A 16,600-nucleotide genomic window follows, 5' to 3' on the forward strand; every position below is an offset into this window, starting at 1 on the left:
CGGCAAAAAGCCGGGTCAAAAACCGTGATTAGCCTGATGAGGAGATATTCCAGAAGTCCGACCTAAGGTCTTCTGGCCTATCGACTGATCTCGCGACCAGCTGATGCAATAATAATCATTATCATTTGCAAGTCAAATGTTTTTATCCTGCCTATTGGAAAATATTTTCCTGGTCCCGCATTCGCGGTGCCATTCCCAAGTGTTACGCCTAGCGAGTAGGGTAGCCATCCAGTGACCGGTCAAGCATCACCTTGACCAGATCAATCATATGCACCACTGAAAAAGCCAGGTCGCGGCTCGACCCTTGTAGTCGGCTGGCGGATTCCTGGGCGGTGGCGGCCGCACAGCGCAGCAGGTCGCAAGCATGAACCAAGGCCTCTTCTGCGCTGATGTTGCGGTTTACGTCGAAGAAGCGATGTTCTGCAGGCGCTTGCGACATACCCGGTTTCAAGTAGTAGTCCAGAGCGCGTTGGGCCGCCGGGCAGTCCTTCAGCGAGTTGAGTGTACTGTCGAAAGGGCGGGTGGGCTCATCGTTGTTGAGTCTGTCCGTGGTGTCTAGATTCTCCGTGTAGGGGCTGAAATCCTGAATCCAGAATAGTACCTATCGTAATTGTGACGATAATTTAAATACTACATTTTGTGTTTTGATGGTCGGAGCCAGCCAAGTATCGTGCCGCTCATGGATAAATGGATAGAGTTGGTCAAGGCCAAGATGAAGGAGCTGCGCATCACGCAAGTGGTGCTCGCAGAACGTTTGGGAATGTCCCAGGGCGGCGTCGGCCATTGGCTGACCAAGCGCCGGCAACCCAGTGTCGACGACATGAACCGGGTCCTGCGGGAGCTGGGGCTGGAGTTTCTGGAAGTGGCGATGGTGATCCGCGAGCCGGACACCTCCACCGAGGAAGGCATGGCCTTGGCGCAGAAGTACAATCCGTACTTCCGCTACCCGGTAAGTGATTGGAGCGAGGTAGGCGGGATTCGCGAAGGCGATCTGGCGTCCTACAGCCAGGCGCGCTATGAGCTGACGGACTATCACGCTCAGGGGGACGCATTCTGGCTCGTGGTGGTGGGAGATGCGATGACGTCACCCAGCGGGTTGAGCATTCCCGAGGGTATGTCGATCCTGGTGGACCCGGCCATTGACGCGGTGCCAGGCAAACTGGTGGTTGCCCAATTGCCTGACAGCAGTGACGCCACCTTTCGCAAGTTGATTGAAGAGAGCGGGCAGCGTTACCTGGTCCCGCTCAATCCCACCTACCCGAAAACCCTGTACACCGAGCAATGCCGCATCATCGGTGTGGTCGTGCAGGCCACCATCAGGTTCTGACTGGATCGGCCCGTGGGAGCGGGCCGATACTTACTCTTCGAACTCCACCAACGCGCAGCCCTCGCTGACCATTTCACCTTCCTGGCAATACAGTGCCTTGATCACACCGGCTTGGGGCGCGCGAATGCTGTGCTCCATTTTCATCGCCTCCAATACCACCAGTTGCGCCCCGGCTTCCACCGTCTGGCCGGCGCTCACCAGCACCCGAACGATACTGCCGTTCATGGGGGCGGTCAGGCCGCCTTGGTGGCTGTGGCTGGCTTCGGCGGCGGCCAGCGGGTCGTACACGTCGACTCGGTGCAGGTCACCTTCCCATTGCAGATACAGGCTGTCGCCCTGGCGAATGGCGCGATGCCTGCGCCGCAGGCCATTGTGCTCGGTCACCAGTTGCTCACCCCGGAATTCTGTATGACCAGCCGTGACGTCCAGGGTCAATGCTCGATCCTGGCCCTCACAGCTAAGGTGCACAGTGGTCTGTCTTGGCAGCCCCAGACGCAGTCCGGCGGTGTTGGCCCAAGGTGAGTTGGCGTCATCGGATCGTGCATGCGGCGTCAGACTCAAGGCGAAGCCATGGGCCGCCGCGAGCCAGAAGTCGTCATCCAATTCGCCGGGCTCTGGCAATAGTTGCGTCTGGTAACGTGGGATAAATCCAGTGTCCAGCTCCGCCGCCGCAAAGGCGGGGTGGGCCACGATGCGTCGTAGAAATCCGATGTTGGTTTTCAGCCCGCCGATGGCAAACTCATCGAGCATGCTCAAAAGCCGCAACCGCGCCTGTTCACGATCCTCGCCCCAGGCAATCAGCTTGCCGAGCATCGGGTCGTAGAACGGTGAAATCTCATCGCCTTCCTCCACGCCGCTGTCGACCCGACGACCCGGTGCCGCACTCGACTCGCGATACAACGCCAGGCGCCCGGTAGCCGGCAGGAAGTCGTTGGCCGGGTCTTCGGCGTACAGGCGCACTTCGATAGCGTGGCCCAACAGGGGCACTTGCTCCTGTGTCATGGGAAGCCGCTCGCCACGTGCCACGCGAATCTGCCATGCCACCAGATCGAGGCCGGTAATGGCTTCGGTGACCGGGTGTTCGACTTGCAGGCGCGTGTTCATCTCCATGAAGAAGAACTCACCGCGTGCATCCAGCAAAAACTCCACGGTACCGGCACCGACATAACCGATGGCTTGAGCCGAGCGCACGGCGGCTTCACCCATGGCACGCCGCAGTTGTGGGGTGAGGCCGGGAGCAGGGGCTTCTTCCACCACTTTCTGATGCCGACGCTGGATCGAGCAATCACGCTCATTGAGGTACAGACAGTTGCCGTGCTGATCGGCAAAAATCTGGATTTCCACGTGCCGTGGCTTGAGCAGGTATTTTTCCACCAGCATCCGCGAATCGCCAAACGACGATTGCGCTTCACGCTGGGCCGAAGCCAGGGCTTCGGCCAGTTGGCTGACGTCCTCGACCACTTTCATGCCTTTGCCGCCGCCACCGGCAGTGGCCTTGAGCAGTACCGGATAGCCAATGCGTTCGCAGGCGTCGCGGAAGGTCTCCAGGTCCTGGGCTTCGCCGTGATAACCGGGCACCAGAGGCACTCCGGCGGTTTCCATGAGGGCTTTGGCGGCGGACTTGCTACCCATGGCATCAATGGCCGAGGCGGGCGGGCCGAGGAAGATCAAGCCGGCGTTTTCGATGGCCCGGGCGAATCCGGCATTTTCCGAAAGAAAACCATACCCGGGATGGATGGCCTGGGCGCCGCTGGTCTTGGCCGCGTCGATCAGTTTGTCGATTTGCAAATAGCTGTCAGCGGCCTTGCTACCGCCCAGGTCAACGCGGATATCGGCTTCACGGCTGTGACGGGCATCGCGGTCGGTGGCGCTGTGGACGGCCACTGTGGTCAGCCCCATGGCCTTGGCGGTGCGCATCACGCGACAAGCGATTTCACCACGGTTGGCCACCAGCAACGTGGTGAGGATGGGGGCGCTCATCAACGCGGCTCCTTGTTGTTCGATTCGGCCTGCCAGCTGGGCGAGCGCTTTTGCAGGAACGCTCGTAAACCTTCCTGGCCTTGCGCACTGACGCGGATGCGGGCGATGGCGTTTTCGGTGTAGCGCCGCAATGCAGGTGTGAGGGCGCCGTTGCCGACTTCACGCAACAGTTCCTTGCTGGCGCGCATGGCCGCCGGACTGTTGAGCAACAGGTTGTCGACCCATTGTTCGACCTGTTGGTCCAGTGTTTCGGCCGGGTAACTTTCCGACAGCAGACCGATTTCTTTTGCCCGTTGTCCGTCGAAGCGTTCCGCGGTCAGGGCGTAACGCCGCGCGGCCCGCTCTCCGATGGCTTGCACCACGAACGGGCTGATCACCGCCGGCGCCAGGCCAATGCGTACTTCCGACAGACAGAACTGCGCTTGATCAGCGCCAATGGCCATGTCGCAGGCGCTGATCAACCCCAGCGCGCCGCCAAACGCTGCGCCCTGGACCACCGCCACGGTAGGAATTTTCAACTTGGCGAGGTTGTACATCAGCTCCGCCAGTTCCCGGGCGTCGTCCAGGTTGGTGTGGTAATCGAGTTCGGCCGACTGCTGCATCCAGGCCAGGTCGGCACCGGCGCTGAAGTGTTTACCGCGACCACGGATCAGCAGAAAACGCAGGTTCGGATCACTGCTGACATGGTCCAGGGCAAGGATCAGCTCGCGGATCATTTCGGCGTTGAACGCGTTGTTTTTCTGCTCACGGCTGAGCCACAAGGTCGCAAAGCCGCGGGGGTCGCTGAGCAGTTCGAGGGTATTGAAGTTATCCATGTGCATTCCCCGTTTACATCCGGAACACGCCGAAGCGGCTCGGTTCGATGGGCGCGTTCAACGACGCGGACAAGGCCAGGCCCAGTACATCGCGGGTCTGGGCGGGGTCGATGACCCCGTCGTCCCACAGCCTCGCGCTGGAATAGTAGGGGTGGCCCTGCTCTTCGTACTGATCGAGAATCGGTTGTTTGATTTCAGCTTCCTGGGCGGCGCTGAACGGATGGCCGCTACGTTCGGCCTGTTCGCGCTTGACCTGCACCAGTACGCCGGCGGCCTGTTCGGCACCCATCACGCCAATCCGCGCATTCGGCCACATCCACAGGAACCGTGGGTCGTAGGCGCGGCCGCACATGCCATAGTTGCCGGCACCAAAGCTACCGCCGATGATGACCGTGAATTTCGGCACCTTGGCGCAGGCCACCGCCGTCACCAGCTTCGCGCCGTGTTTGGCAATGCCGCCGGCTTCGTATTTCTGCCCGACCATGAACCCCGTGATGTTTTGCAGGAACAGCAGCGGGATACCGCGTTGACAGGCCAGCTCGATAAAGTGCGCGCCTTTTTGCGCGGCTTCGGCGAAGAGGATGCCATTGTTGGCGAGAATCGCGATCGGGTAGCCGTGCAAGTGAGCAAAACCGCAGACCAGCGTCGTCCCGAACAGCGCCTTGAACTCATCGAACACCGAACCGTCCACCAGCCGCGCAATCACTTCACGCACGTCAAACGGCTGCTTGGCGTCCGCCGAAACCACGCCGTACAGCTCGTCGCTCGAATACAGCGGGGCGATGGGGGCACGTTGCTGCACTTCGCCGAGCTTGTGCCAGTTGAGGTTGGCAATGCTGCGGCGGGCAATGGCCAGGGCGTGTTCATCGCTGTCGGCGTAGTGATCGGCGACGCCGGAGATCTTGCAGTGCACATCGGCACCGCCCAGGTCTTCAGCACTGACCACCTCTCCGGTGGCCGCTTTCACCAGCGGTGGGCCGGCCAGGAAGATCGTGGCTTGCTGGCGAACCATGATCGCTTCGTCGGCCATCGCCGGCACATAGGCGCCACCGGCGGTGCAGGAGCCCATGACCACGGCAATTTGTGGAATGCCCATGGCGCTCATGTTCGCCTGATTGAAGAAGATCCGCCCGAAGTGCTCACGGTCGGGAAACACTTCGTCCTGGCGCGGCAGGTTGGCGCCGCCGGAGTCCACCAGGTATATGCACGGCAAACGGTTCTGTTGAGCGATGGTCTGGGCGCGCAGGTGCTTTTTCACGGTCAGCGGGTAATACGAACCACCTTTTACGGTGGCATCGTTGGCGACAATCATGCACTCGACGCCTTCCACCCGGCCGATCCCGGCAATCACGCCAGCGGCCGGCACGTCTTCGCCATACACCTCGTAAGCTGCCAATTGGCTGATCTCGAGAAACGGCGAACCCGGATCGAGCAAGCGATTGATGCGCTCACGGGGCAGCAGTTTGCCCCGCGAGGTGTGGCGCTCCTGCGCCTTGGGGCCGCCACCTTGTTGAACCTGAGCGAGCAGGGTGTGCAAAGCGTCGACCTGTTTGAACATCGCCTCGCGGTTGGCAATAAATTCCGCTGAGCGCGGATTGAGCTGGGTATGCAGCGTGGCCATGGACAGCTCCGTTTAGCGGGTTTCGTTGAACAGTTCACGACCGATCAACATCCGACGAATCTCACTGGTACCAGCACCGATTTCGTACAGCTTGGCGTCACGCAGCAGGCGACCGGCGGGGAATTCATTGATGTAGCCGTTACCCCCCAGAATCTGGATCGCGTCGAGGGCCATCTGCGTGGCGCGTTCGGCGCTGTAGAGGATGACCCCGGCGGCGTCCTTGCGGGTGGTTTCGCCGCGCTCGCAGGCTTGGGCCACGGCATAGAGATAGGCTCGGCTGGCGTTGAGCTGGGTGTACATGTCCGCGACTTTGCCCTGGATCAACTGGAATTCGCCGATGCTCTGGCCGAACTGCTTGCGGTCGTGGATGTACGGCACGATCAGGTCCATGCAGGCCTGCATGATCCCGGTAGGGCCGCCCGACAGCACGACACGCTCGTAATCGAGGCCGCTCATCAACACTTTCACGCCGCCGTTGAGCACCCCGAGGATGTTTTCTTCCGGGACTTCGACGTCATCGAAAAACAACTCGCAGGTGTTGGAGCCGCGCATGCCGAGCTTGTCGAATTTGTTGCTGCGACTGAAGCCCTTCCAGTCGCGCTCGACGATGAAAGCAGTAATACCGTGGGGGCCTTTTTCCAGGTCAGTCTTGGCGTAGATCACGTAGGTGTTGGCGTCGGGACCGTTGGTGATCCAGGTCTTGCTGCCGTTGAGCACGTAGTGGTCGCCGCGCTTGTCGGCCCGCAACTTCATCGACACCACGTCAGAGCCGGCGTTGGGTTCGCTCATGGCCAGTGCGCCGATGTGTTCGCCGCTGATCAGCTTGGGCAGGTACTTGGTTTTCTGTTCGTGATTGCCGTTGCGGTTAATCTGGTTGACGCAGAGGTTGGAGTGGGCGCCGTAGGAGAGGGCGACCGAGGCCGAGCCGCGGCTGATTTCTTCCATTGTCACCACGTGGGCCAGATAACCCAGGCCAGCGCCGCCATATTCTTCCGGGACGGTGATGCCCAGCAGGCCCATGTCGCCGAATTTGCGCCACATGTCGGCAGGGAACAGGTTGTCGATGTCTATCTGGGCGGCCCGTGGCGCTAGCTCGGCTTTGACGAAGGCCTGCACCTGATCACGGAGCATGTCGATGGTTTCGCCGAGGGCAAAGTTCAGGGATGGGTAGCTCATGGGACACCTTTTGGCTTTTTTGTCGGGTGTGGAGAGGGGATTGGCTCTCACCTTTACGTTAACGTAAGCCTGTGACGAATGGCTGTCAATCACCCTTTACGTTAACGTCAACTTACGCCAAAGTAAGTGCGCTTGAGTCAGCAGGTTCACCGATACACCCACTAATAAAGACAAGAGGGGTCATCATGGATCAACCCGGTTCGCAATCGCAGCTCAGCTACACCCGCGGCTCCCAGGACAAGACTCTGCTGGCGCACACCATCGGCGAGGCCTTTGATCAGACTGTGGCCCAGTATCCCGATGGCGAGGCGTTGGTGGTTCGCCATCAATCGCTGCGTTATACCTGGCGCCAACTGGCCGAAGCCGTCGACTTGCATGCCCGAGCCCTGTTGGCGCTGGGCTTGAAAGCCGGCGACCGTCTTGGCGTGTGGGCCCCCAACTGTGCTCAGTGGTGCATCAGCCAGTTCGCCAGTGCGAAGATCGGTGTCATTCTGGTCAACATCAACCCGGCGTATCGCAGTTCCGAACTCGAATACGTGCTCAAGCAGTCAGGTTGCCAATGGCTGGTCTGCGCCGCAGCGTTCAAAACTTCGGATTATCACGCCATGGTGCAAGCGCTCGCGCCTGAACTGGCGGAGCAATCGATAGGCCAGTTGCACAGCGAGCGTCTGCCGCTGCTACGAGGCGTGATCAGTCTGGACGCCCAACCACCGTCAGGCTTTTTACCCTGGTCACAACTGGCAGCCCTTGGCGCTGCGGTTTTGCCTGAGCAACTGATCGAGCGCCAGGCCAGCCTGCATCATGATGACCCGGTGAATATCCAGTACACCTCCGGCACCACCGGGTTCCCCAAGGGCGCGACCCTCAGCCATCACAACATCCTCAACAATGGTTACATGGTCGGCGAAAGCCTGGGTCTGACGGCGAGCGACCGGCTGGTGATCCCGGTACCGCTCTACCATTGTTTCGGCATGGTCATGGGCAATCTGGGCTGCATGACCCACGGCAGCACCATGATCTACCCCAACGACGCCTTCGATCCGTTGCTGACCCTGCGTACCGTGGCCGAAGAAAAAGCCACGGCGCTGTATGGCGTGCCCACCATGTTCATCGCCATGCTGGACCAGCCGCAACGAGGCGATTTTGATTTGTCCAGCCTGCGCACCGGGATCATGGCCGGGGCCACTTGCCCTATTGAGGTGATGCGCCGGGTCATCAGCGAGATGCACATGGCCGAAGTGCAGATTGCCTACGGCATGACGGAAACCAGTCCTGTGTCGTTGCAGACCGGTCCTTCAGACGAACTGGAATTGCGCGTGACCACCGTTGGCCGTACCCAGCCACAGTTGGAGAGCAAGATCGTCGACGAGGCCGGCAATATCGTTGCCCGTGGCACCATCGGCGAGTTGTGTACCCGTGGCTACAGCGTGATGCTCGGCTACTGGGACAACCCCAGCGGCACTGCTGACGCCATCGATCAGGACGGCTGGATGCACACTGGCGACCTGGCGACCATGAACGAACAGGGTTATGTCTGCATCGTCGGACGCAACAAGGACATGATCATCCGAGGCGGTGAGAACATTTACCCGCGTGAGCTGGAAGAATTTTTTTTCACCCATCCCGCAGTGGCTGATGTGCAAGTGATCGGCATTCCGTGCTCGCGCTACGGTGAAGAAATCGTCGCCTGGATCAAGTTCCATCCCGGCCACAGCGCCACCGAGCAAGCCTTGCAAGCCTGGTGCAAAGAGCGCATTGCCCACTTCAAGACGCCACGTCATTTCAAGTTCGTCGAGGAGTTCCCGATGACCGTGACCGGCAAGATCCAGAAGTTCCGCATGCGCGAAATCAGCATTGAAGAACTGCGCGAAAAGGAAAGCTGAGAAAAATCCCCTGTGGGAGCGGGCTTGCTCGCGAATGCGGTGTGTCAACCGAGGTGATATGGCTGACACATCGCCGCGGAAAACCCAAATCCCAGATAGCACAAAGGGGAGCCGAAGCTCCCCTTTAATTTTGTCGTTACGTGCTCTTTTTTTATTATTGAGGGGCGGCCTGTTGTTGTTTTTAGTAGCCGTGACCCTTTACCGCTGTTTTGGTGATCCCCATCCGGGATCAAGAGCAAACGTATTTTTTTGAGCGCTGACCTGCTTTTTCGCTTCGCGATCCAACCGATTCGGGGGCTACCTGAAGGTAGTTTTATTGTTCTCTGCCCGGTTGCGGGTTGCTCCTGAAAGCACCCTGAAAAGCCCATCTTCTCCAAAAAAATCTGTTAGCTGCGCCTCTGTCGTGTTGTTTTTGTTATGTCAGAGTCGTTTCGTCTTGTTTTTATTGGGTGTATCGCATTTTTTATTTTTGTTATGCCAAAGGTATAGCAGGGTGCGTGCCAACTTTTATGAATGCTTTATAAATCAATGACTTGGGTTTTTTTTCGGAAATATCCGCCCGTCCAGACCTGACAAATTGTTTCCGTGTTACTCGTTTCGTAGCTGTTACACCGGGAGCGGTAACACCTCACTGTGCGGCGCGCGCCTTGGCTACCCGCGAACCGGTAGGGCGACCCAGTACGTCACAGATCTGCCGGCCGGCACCTATCAGTGCGTCCAAGTCGACGCCGGTTTCAATGCCCAGGCCATTGAGCAGGTACAACACGTCTTCGGTGGCAACGTTACCGCTGGCGCCCTTGGCATACGGGCAACCGCCCAGGCCTGCGACAGAACTGTCGAACACGGCGATGCCTTCCAGCAGACTGGCGTAGACGTTGGCCATGGCTTGGCCGTAGGTATCGTGGAAGTGCCCGGCGAGCTTGTCCCTGGGCACTTCAGCCGAAACCACCTCGAACATCTTGCGTGTGGCGCCAGCGGTGCCGGTGCCGATGGTGTCCCCCAAGGACACCTCGTAGCAGCCCATTGCGTACAGTTCGCGGGCGACCCACGCCACTTGTTCGGGCTTGACCGCGCCTTCGTACGGGCAGCCCAGCACGCAGGAGACGTAACCGCGCACGCTGACACCGTTCTGCCGGGCGGCTTCCATGATCGGCGCAAAGCGCTCAAGGCTTTCCTTGATGGAACAGTTGATGTTGCGCTGGGAGAACGCCTCGGACGCGGCGGCGAACACGGCGACCTCTTTCACGCCGGCTGCCAGCGCGTCTTCAAAACCCCGCAGGTTCGGCGCCAGGGCGCCATAGATAACGCCGGGTTTGCGCTGTATCTGCGCGAACACCTCGGCGGAGCCGGCCATTTGCGGCACCCACTTGGGCGAGACAAAACTGCCGACTTCGATATAACCCAGGCCGGCGGCGCTCAGGGCATCCACCAGGCGCACCTTGTCGGCGACACTGATGGGTTGTGCTTCATTCTGCAGGCCGTCGCGAGGGCCGACTTCAATCAGGCGTACAAAGGAGGGAAGGGACATGGGGATTGACCTGTAGTGGGCTGCCAGTATCAAGAGGATGACGATGATTACTGCACGGTTTCCTGGCCTTTGATCGTCTGCTCCAGGGCCTGGATGCAGCGTTCTTCGGCGGTGTCGAGTTCCAGCTTCATCTGTTCGATGTCCAGCAGTTGCTGTTCGAGCTGTTCCCGACGTTCGGTGATCTTCGCCAGCATGCTGTGCAGTTGTTTCTGATTGCCGCTGGTGGGGTCGTAGAGTTCGATCAGTTCACGGCACTCGGCCAGGGAAAAACCGATGCGCTTGCCCCGCAGGATCAGCTTCAGGCTGACCTTGTCCCGAGGCGAATAAATGCGTTCCTGGCCACGTCGCTCCGGGCTCAGCAGGCCTTGCTCTTCATAGAAGCGGATGGCCCGGGTGGTGATATCCAGTTCGCGGGCGAGGTCGGAGATGCTGTAGGTCTGGCTGCTCATGGAAGCGCTCGAAACGAAAGGGGCTGGCGCTAAGCTAATGGCAGGTTGACGTTCACGTCAAGCAATCAGATCCCAATGCAGACACACCCCTTGTGGGAGCGAGCCTGCTCGCGATAGCGGTATACCTGTCAGCATTAATGTTGACTGACCCGGCGCCATCGCGAGCAGGCTCGCTCCCACAATTTTGATCGCCTAAATCTTGTCGAGCTTCTTCTCATGCGCCGTCACCTGCTGGCACAGCTCGATCATCTGTTCGCGCATCCAGCGATTGGCCGGGTCCTGGTCGGTGCTTTCATGCCAGTAGAGATGGGTTTCCACGGGGGGCACATCGTTGACCGGCAACACGAAGGCATGCAGATCGTGACGACGGGCAAAGCGCTCGGGGACGGTCATGACCATGTCGGTCTGTTGCAACACCTGGGACGCCATCAAGTAATGCTGGGAGCGCAGGGCGATCTTGCGCTGGATGCCCATCTTGCCCAGGGCCAGGTCGACATAACCCAGACCGTTACGGCGGCTGGAAATATGCACATGAGTCTGGGCCAGGTAATCATCGAGGCTGATTTTTTCCTTGCCCGCCAGTGGGTGCCCCTTGCGCATGGCGCACACGTACCGGTCTTCCATCAGCTTGACGTGGCGCACTTGCGGGTCGGTATTGAGTGGCGCGTCGACGGCGAAGTCGAGACGACCGGCGGCCAGTTCCTTGGTGGTTTCACGGCGCTTGGACAGGAAACTCTCGATGGCCACGGTCGGCGCCAGGCGTCGCAGGCGCTGGAACAACAGCGGCAGGATCACGCCTTCGGTGAGGTCGGTCATGCTGATGCGGTAGGTCTTGACCGCCTGCAGCGGATTGAAAATCCGGCTTTCCTGCACCGACACCCGCAGCAACGATAAGGCATTGCGCACCGGGCCAATGATGTTCTGGGCCATGGGCGTGGGCACCATGCCCTGGGCCGTGCGCACGAACAGCGGGTCATTGAAGGTCTCACGCAAACGCGCCAGGGCATTGGACACCGCCGGCTGAGTGATGCCGACGATCTGTCCGGCGCGGGTCAGGTTGGCTTCGGTGTAGATCGCGTCAAAAACGATAAAAAGGTTGAGGTCGACCTTGCTCAGATTCATGGCGCTGCACTCTTGTTCTTGGGCTTGTTGTGAGGTGCCGGGTGGCGATGCAAATCAGTGAACCATATATCGGTGATGAATGTTAATACACGCCGAGAATAGGTTAGGTAAATTTTCGTAGCTGAACTAGCATCGATTTCATGACCTAAAAACAACCTCTGCCAAGAAGGTGCTTCTCATGGATTTTGCGTATTCCCCCAAGGTTCAGGAACTGCGTGAACGTGTCACCGCGTTCATGGACGCCTACGTATACCCGGCTGAAGCAGTGTTCGAACGACAAGTGGCCGAAGGCGACCGCTGGCAGCCCACCGCCATCATGGAAGAGCTCAAGGCCAAGGCCAAAGCCGAAGGGCTGTGGAATCTGTTCCTGCCCGAGTCTGAGCTGGGCGCTGGCCTGACCAACCTCGAATACGCGCCGTTGGCAGAGATCATGGGCCGTTCGTTGCTGGGGCCGGAGCCGTTCAACTGCTCGGCGCCGGACACGGGCAACATGGAAGTGCTGGTGCGTTACGCCAATGAAGAACAGAAACAACGCTGGCTGGAACCGCTGCTGCGCGGCGAGATCCGTTCGGCCTTCGCCATGACCGAGCCGGACGTTGCTTCTTCGGACGCCACCAACATGGCCGCCCGCGCCGAGCGCGATGGCGACGAGTGGGTGATCAACGGCAAGAAGTGGTGGACCTCCGGGGCCTGCGATCCGCGCTGCAAGATTCTGATCTTCATGGGCCTGAGCAACCCCGACGCGCCGCGTCATGCCCAGCACTCGATGATTCTGGTGCCGGTGGACACGCCTGGGGTAAAAATCGTACGTCCGCTGCCGGTATTCGGCTACGACGACGCGCCCCACGGCCACGCCGAAGTGCTGTTCGACAATGTGCGGGTGCCGTACGAAAACGTCTTGCTGGGCGAAGGGCGCGGTTTTGAAATTGCCCAGGGTCGCCTCGGCCCGGGCCGGATCCACCACTGCATGCGTTCCATCGGCATGGCCGAGCGTGCATTGGAGTTGATGTGCAAACGTGCCGTCAGCCGCACCGCCTTCGGCCAGCCGTTGGCGCGCCTGGGCGGCAACGTCGACAAGATCGCCGATTCACGGATGGAAATCGACATGGCGCGCCTGCTGACCTTGAAAGCGGCGTACATGATGGACACCGTCGGTAACAAGGTCGCCAAGAGTGAGATCGCCCAGATCAAGGTCGTTGCGCCGAACGTGGCCTTGAAGGTCATCGACCGGGCCATCCAGATCCACGGCGGGGCAGGGGTTTCCAACGATTTCCCGCTGGCCTACATGTACGCCATGCAACGCACCTTGCGCCTGGCCGACGGCCCGGATGAAGTACACCGCGCCGCCATCGGCAAGTTCGAAATCGGCAAGTACGTGCCCAAGGAGATGTTGCGCAGCGGCCGCTAGGAAGTAGCCCACCACGAGCCTGTGGGAGCAAAGCTTGCTTCCACAGGCTCATCTTGTGGGGGGGAGCTCGCTTACTCCTTGACGCTCATATATTCCTCGGCCCAACGGATGTAATCCTCGGGCTGGGTGTAAGTGTGGGTCAGCTCGGTGGCGCTCAGGTCTGACGCCTGGGTGAAGATCTGCCGCTGTTCGCGCAGGCTGTCATAGGTGGCCTTGATCGCGGCGAAGTAGGCACCGTGACCATCGATGGTGACGCGCACGCCGAGTTCCGCCAGGCGTTTGTCGTCACGCAGCAACGGATTGCCATAGGTGACGAGCATCAACGGCACGCTCAGGTTTTCGCTGATCTGCGCCAGGTGGTCGAAGTCCTGCACACCCACCATGCAAATCCCGTCGGCGCCGGCACGTTCGTATTGCTGGGTCCGACTGATGATTTCCTGGACCGGTAGGATCCCGGCGTTGGTGCGGGCAATGATCGCCATTTCCGGGTCGACCCGGGCTTCCAGCGCTGCGCGAATCTTGCCGACACCTTCGGCGACGCCGATCAGGTCGGTGGATTTGCGGCCGAACTGGGCCGGCAGCAGCGTGTCTTCGATGGTCAGGGCCGCCACCCCGGCGCGTTCGAGCTCGATGATGGTGCGCATCACGTTCAGGGCGTTGCCATAGCCGTGATCGGCGTCGGCAATTACCGGCAGTTGGGCTACGCGGCCAATGCGCGTGGCCTGCTCGGCGAATTCGCTGAGTGTGATGAGGGCAAAGTCCGGCGCCCCCAACACTTGCAGCGACGCGACCGAACCTCCCAGTATCCCTACTTCAAAACCCAGGTCGGCGGCGATGCGCGCTGACATCGGATCAAACACCGAGGCGGTGTGGTAGCAGGTTTCGCTCGCCAGCAGTTGGCGAAAGTTGCGACGCAAGTCTTGATGGGAAAGCCTGGGCATATGAGTTCCACCATTGGAATGGAAAGGCTTGAGCAAAAGTGTCAACGCCGAAAGATCCAAAGGCTATCACGCGCAAGGCTTAAAGATGATGACGAATGTGCATGGGCTATGTGTGTGCCGGATTGCAGAGGATCCCGACAGGCTGTCAGCGATGATCGAGCTGACCAAGGTGCAGGCAACGGGGGCGGAGGTTAATGCGTGTCAGTGGGTAAGGTATTTGTGCTCGAACCCAGCCTATGCCGCCGCCGCTTGCCGCCCCTGTTGAAGCAACGCCACGGCGCGCACCGTGTCACCTGGTTGCATTTGCAGACGTTTGGCCGTGAGACGGTCCACCAGCAGGCTGTGACCGTGCTGGTGGGCTCGGGCACTGGTAACGCGGCAACTCGCCAGCCGTCGGTTATGGATCAGCCAGACCGGTGCCTTTTCGTCCGGTGTGCCGATGGCCAGGGTCAGCGACTGGCTGTCGCGCACGGTCCGGATTTTCGCCACTGGCGCTTCGATCACCGGGCCACCATCGAAAATGTCGATGTAGCCTTTATGGGTAAAACCCTCGGCACCGAGGATTTTCAGGGCCGGCTCGGTATTCGGGTGGGCCCTGCCGATAGCCGCCTGGGCCTGTTCGGTGAGCAGGCAGGTGTACAGGGGCTGGCGCGGCATCAGCTCGGCTATGAAGGATTTGTTGCCCATGCCGGACAATTGGTCGGCGTAGCTGAAGTCTTTCTGGAAGAAGTGCCGGCCCAGGCTGTCCCAGAACGGTGAGCAGCCGTGCTCGTCGGCGTGCCCTCGCAACTCGGCGATCAGTTTTTCACCGAACAGCTGGGAAAACTCGGCCACGAACAGCAAGCGTGCCAGGGACAGCAGGCGTCCGTTATGGCCGCGGCGGTGTTCGGGATGCAGAAACAAGGAGCAGATCTCCGATTGCCCGGTCATCTCATTGTTGAGGAACAGCGTGGGTATCTGTCGCTGGATGCCCAGTTCAGGCGCGGAGCTGACGGTGACCCCGACTCGATAGTTGTACCAGGGCTCACGCAGCCCGACCGCACCGGTCAGGGCGCTGATACCGACCACTTGCCGGTCATCGTCCTCGAGCACGAACAGGTAATCGGCATCGGCGCGTTCGACTTGTCCGGCAAAGGTGCGCTGGGCCCAGCGCACTCGATGGGCCAGGCGTTCTTCGTTGGCCGGCAGGCTGGTGAACCCGGGGCCCGCACAATGGGCCAGGTCCAGCAAGGCGGGCAGATCCGTCAGAGCGACCGGGCGCACAATCATGATGCAGCTCCTTCATCGTGCCAATCGGGGCGCTGATGCCAGGTGAGGAATCGCGTCAGGTTCATAACGCAACCACCCGGGCCCGCTCACCGTCGGTGATACCCAGTGCTGCCAGCATCTGCGGTGTCAGGGACACGGTGCCCTCGGCACTGACGTCAAGCTCGGCCACGATGGCCCGGTAATTCCCCAGGCCGTCGTTGCTCAGCAGAAAGCGGCCGCCGAGGTCAATGTCTGAGCATTGTCGGGCCGTGGCTATACGGCTTTGGGTGATCGAGCGGATGTTCGCCACACGAGCATGCAGTGTCGGCCCGCCGTCGAAGATATCCACGTAGCTGTTGGTTTCGAAACCCTCGCGCTCCAGGATGTCGAAGGCTTCCTGGCCGTCGGGATGCACCCGGCCGATACAGGCTTGGGCCGCCTGGGACAGCATGGGTACATAAATCGGGTATTGCGGCATCAGTTCGGCGAGAAAGGTGCGGCTCTGCAGACCGCACAAGCGTTCGGCTTCGGCGTAGGGCAGGTCGAAAAAATGCTGGCCGACGGCATCCCAGAACGGCGACTGACCGTCATCGCTGCTGAAACCAACGATCTCGGTGATCACTGATTCGGCAAAACGTTGCGGATGGGCGGCGATGAACATCAGCCGCGCCCGGGACAGCAACTCCGATTCCGGCGTGCGTACCCGTCCGGCGTCGATATGAAAACCGCGCAGCAGCGTCTGGCCATTGAGGTCCTGGCAAAGCGACAGCGCGGGTACGCCGTGCTGGATGTTCAGTTCCCGGGACTCGCTGGTAAACGGGCGATGCCGCAGGCTGTAGAACGGCTCATTGCAGCCGGTGCTGGCGAGAATCTCGGAACAGCCGGTCAATTGCCCGGATGCCAGGTCCTCCAGGACGAAGAAATAATTCTCTGCGCCAGGGCTCTGCACGTCGGTCTCGAACGAGGCACATGAATCGAGGATTTTGTCCCTCAGGCGTTCGGTATCGTCGGGAAGCGATGTGACGCCCACCAGACTGTCACGGGCCAGTTGCTGCAATTGCGGCAGGTCGCTTAATTGAACTGGACGTAAGGCCAGCATGGA

Annotated in this window: 14 protein-coding genes; 3 read left to right on the top strand and 11 right to left on the bottom strand. The window is 60.2% G+C overall.

Annotation, left to right across the window (positions count from 1 at the left end):
- Window positions 1-208: 208 nt before the first annotated feature.
- Window positions 209-493: a DUF6124 family protein gene (locus PSEUDOMOFG3G_RS08205; protein ID WP_139049606.1), complete on the bottom strand. Its 285-nt coding sequence runs from the start codon at window positions 491-493 to the stop codon at window positions 209-211.
- Between the two features lie 186 nt (window positions 494-679).
- On the opposite strand from PSEUDOMOFG3G_RS08205, the gene PSEUDOMOFG3G_RS08210 reads away from it, so the two are divergent.
- A complete protein-coding gene (locus PSEUDOMOFG3G_RS08210; RefSeq protein ID WP_107322285.1) occupies window positions 680-1,327 on the top strand; it encodes a LexA family transcriptional regulator in 648 nt (215 codons plus the stop codon).
- A 30-nt stretch (window positions 1,328-1,357) separates the two neighbouring features.
- Here the strand turns inward: PSEUDOMOFG3G_RS08210 and PSEUDOMOFG3G_RS08215 are convergent, their stop codons facing one another.
- From PSEUDOMOFG3G_RS08215 to PSEUDOMOFG3G_RS08230, 4 genes are read right to left on the bottom strand one after another with little or no spacing between them, the layout of a single operon-like run.
- On the bottom strand, window positions 1,358-3,307 hold the full coding sequence (locus tag PSEUDOMOFG3G_RS08215; RefSeq protein WP_139049607.1) for an acetyl/propionyl/methylcrotonyl-CoA carboxylase subunit alpha: 1,950 nt from the start codon (window positions 3,305-3,307) through the stop codon (window positions 1,358-1,360).
- On the bottom strand, window positions 3,307-4,122 hold the full coding sequence (locus tag PSEUDOMOFG3G_RS08220) for a gamma-carboxygeranoyl-CoA hydratase (protein WP_047228470.1): 816 nt from the start codon (window positions 4,120-4,122) through the stop codon (window positions 3,307-3,309). Before PSEUDOMOFG3G_RS08220 ends, PSEUDOMOFG3G_RS08215 begins: the two co-directional genes overlap by 1 nt.
- 13 nt (window positions 4,123-4,135) lie before the next feature.
- On the bottom strand, window positions 4,136-5,743 hold the full coding sequence (locus tag PSEUDOMOFG3G_RS08225; RefSeq protein WP_139049608.1) for a carboxyl transferase domain-containing protein: 1,608 nt from the start codon (window positions 5,741-5,743) through the stop codon (window positions 4,136-4,138).
- 12 nt (window positions 5,744-5,755) lie between these two features.
- Window positions 5,756-6,919, bottom strand: coding sequence for an isovaleryl-CoA dehydrogenase (locus tag PSEUDOMOFG3G_RS08230; RefSeq protein WP_047228468.1), 1,164 nt, complete (start codon window positions 6,917-6,919; stop codon window positions 5,756-5,758).
- Window positions 6,920-7,104: 185 nt separating this feature from the next.
- On the opposite strand from PSEUDOMOFG3G_RS08230, the gene PSEUDOMOFG3G_RS08235 reads away from it, so the two are divergent.
- Window positions 7,105-8,802, top strand: a complete 1,698-nt coding sequence (locus PSEUDOMOFG3G_RS08235; RefSeq protein WP_139049609.1) for an AMP-binding protein — start codon at window positions 7,105-7,107, stop codon at window positions 8,800-8,802.
- Window positions 8,803-9,430: 628 nt separating this feature from the next.
- Here the strand turns inward: PSEUDOMOFG3G_RS08235 and PSEUDOMOFG3G_RS08240 are convergent.
- From PSEUDOMOFG3G_RS08240 to PSEUDOMOFG3G_RS08250, 3 genes are all read right to left on the bottom strand, one after another.
- Entirely contained in the window at window positions 9,431-10,330 is a 900-nt protein-coding gene (locus PSEUDOMOFG3G_RS08240; RefSeq protein ID WP_139049610.1) for a hydroxymethylglutaryl-CoA lyase, read from the bottom strand.
- Between the two features lie 47 nt (window positions 10,331-10,377).
- A complete protein-coding gene (locus tag PSEUDOMOFG3G_RS08245; protein WP_047228465.1) occupies window positions 10,378-10,779 on the bottom strand; it encodes a MerR family DNA-binding transcriptional regulator in 402 nt (133 codons plus the stop codon).
- A 192-nt stretch (window positions 10,780-10,971) separates the two neighbouring features.
- Window positions 10,972-11,901 (bottom strand): LysR family transcriptional regulator, encoded by a 930-nt coding sequence (locus PSEUDOMOFG3G_RS08250; RefSeq protein ID WP_139049611.1) that lies wholly within the window; start codon window positions 11,899-11,901, stop codon window positions 10,972-10,974.
- Window positions 11,902-12,079: 178 nt separating this feature from the next.
- Between PSEUDOMOFG3G_RS08250 and PSEUDOMOFG3G_RS08255 the strand changes: the two genes are divergently transcribed.
- A complete protein-coding gene (locus PSEUDOMOFG3G_RS08255) occupies window positions 12,080-13,309 on the top strand; it encodes an acyl-CoA dehydrogenase (protein ID WP_047228463.1) in 1,230 nt (409 codons plus the stop codon).
- Between the two features lie 71 nt (window positions 13,310-13,380).
- Here the strand turns inward: PSEUDOMOFG3G_RS08255 and PSEUDOMOFG3G_RS08260 are convergent, their stop codons facing one another.
- From PSEUDOMOFG3G_RS08260 to PSEUDOMOFG3G_RS08270, 3 genes are all read right to left on the bottom strand, one after another.
- The gene (locus PSEUDOMOFG3G_RS08260; RefSeq protein ID WP_047228462.1) at window positions 13,381-14,250 is read right to left on the bottom strand and encodes an oxaloacetate decarboxylase; all 870 of its coding nucleotides are present in this window, start codon (window positions 14,248-14,250) and stop codon (window positions 13,381-13,383) included.
- A gap of 234 nt (window positions 14,251-14,484) precedes the next feature.
- On the bottom strand, window positions 14,485-15,519 hold the full coding sequence (astA, locus tag PSEUDOMOFG3G_RS08265) for an arginine N-succinyltransferase (protein ID WP_076383983.1): 1,035 nt from the start codon (window positions 15,517-15,519) through the stop codon (window positions 14,485-14,487).
- 61 nt (window positions 15,520-15,580) lie between these two features.
- Entirely contained in the window at window positions 15,581-16,597 is a 1,017-nt protein-coding gene (locus PSEUDOMOFG3G_RS08270; protein ID WP_139049613.1) for an arginine N-succinyltransferase, read from the bottom strand.
- Window positions 16,598-16,600: the final 3 nt, after the last annotated feature.

It is taken from the genome of Pseudomonas sp. FG-3G, assembly GCF_901007645.1.
GTDB classification, from domain to species: Bacteria; Pseudomonadota; Gammaproteobacteria; order Pseudomonadales; family Pseudomonadaceae; genus Aquipseudomonas; species Aquipseudomonas rhizophila.

Bases quoted from the DNA above. Each gene is read 5' to 3' on its own strand.
- PSEUDOMOFG3G_RS08225 (WP_139049608.1), bottom strand. From the start codon at position 5,743: ATGGCCACGCTGCATACCCAGCTCAATCCGCGCTCAGCGGAATTTATT.
- PSEUDOMOFG3G_RS08235 (WP_139049609.1), top strand. From the start codon at position 7,105: ATGGATCAACCCGGTTCGCAATCGCAGCTCAGCTACACCCGCGGCTCC.
- PSEUDOMOFG3G_RS08255 (WP_047228463.1), top strand. From the start codon at position 12,080: ATGGATTTTGCGTATTCCCCCAAGGTTCAGGAACTGCGTGAACGTGTC.
- PSEUDOMOFG3G_RS08210 (WP_107322285.1), top strand. From the start codon at position 680: ATGGATAAATGGATAGAGTTGGTCAAGGCCAAGATGAAGGAGCTGCGC.
- PSEUDOMOFG3G_RS08245 (WP_047228465.1), bottom strand. From the start codon at position 10,779: ATGAGCAGCCAGACCTACAGCATCTCCGACCTCGCCCGCGAACTGGAT.
- PSEUDOMOFG3G_RS08250 (WP_139049611.1), bottom strand. From the start codon at position 11,901: ATGAATCTGAGCAAGGTCGACCTCAACCTTTTTATCGTTTTTGACGCG.
- PSEUDOMOFG3G_RS08230 (WP_047228468.1), bottom strand. From the start codon at position 6,919: ATGAGCTACCCATCCCTGAACTTTGCCCTCGGCGAAACCATCGACATG.
- astA (WP_076383983.1), bottom strand. From the start codon at position 15,519: ATGATTGTGCGCCCGGTCGCTCTGACGGATCTGCCCGCCTTGCTGGAC.
- PSEUDOMOFG3G_RS08260 (WP_047228462.1), bottom strand. From the start codon at position 14,250: ATGCCCAGGCTTTCCCATCAAGACTTGCGTCGCAACTTTCGCCAACTG.
- PSEUDOMOFG3G_RS08270 (WP_139049613.1), bottom strand. From the start codon at position 16,597: ATGCTGGCCTTACGTCCAGTTCAATTAAGCGACCTGCCGCAATTGCAG.
- PSEUDOMOFG3G_RS08240 (WP_139049610.1), bottom strand. From the start codon at position 10,330: ATGTCCCTTCCCTCCTTTGTACGCCTGATTGAAGTCGGCCCTCGCGAC.
- PSEUDOMOFG3G_RS08220 (WP_047228470.1), bottom strand. From the start codon at position 4,122: ATGGATAACTTCAATACCCTCGAACTGCTCAGCGACCCCCGCGGCTTT.
- PSEUDOMOFG3G_RS08215 (WP_139049607.1), bottom strand. From the start codon at position 3,307: ATGAGCGCCCCCATCCTCACCACGTTGCTGGTGGCCAACCGTGGTGAA.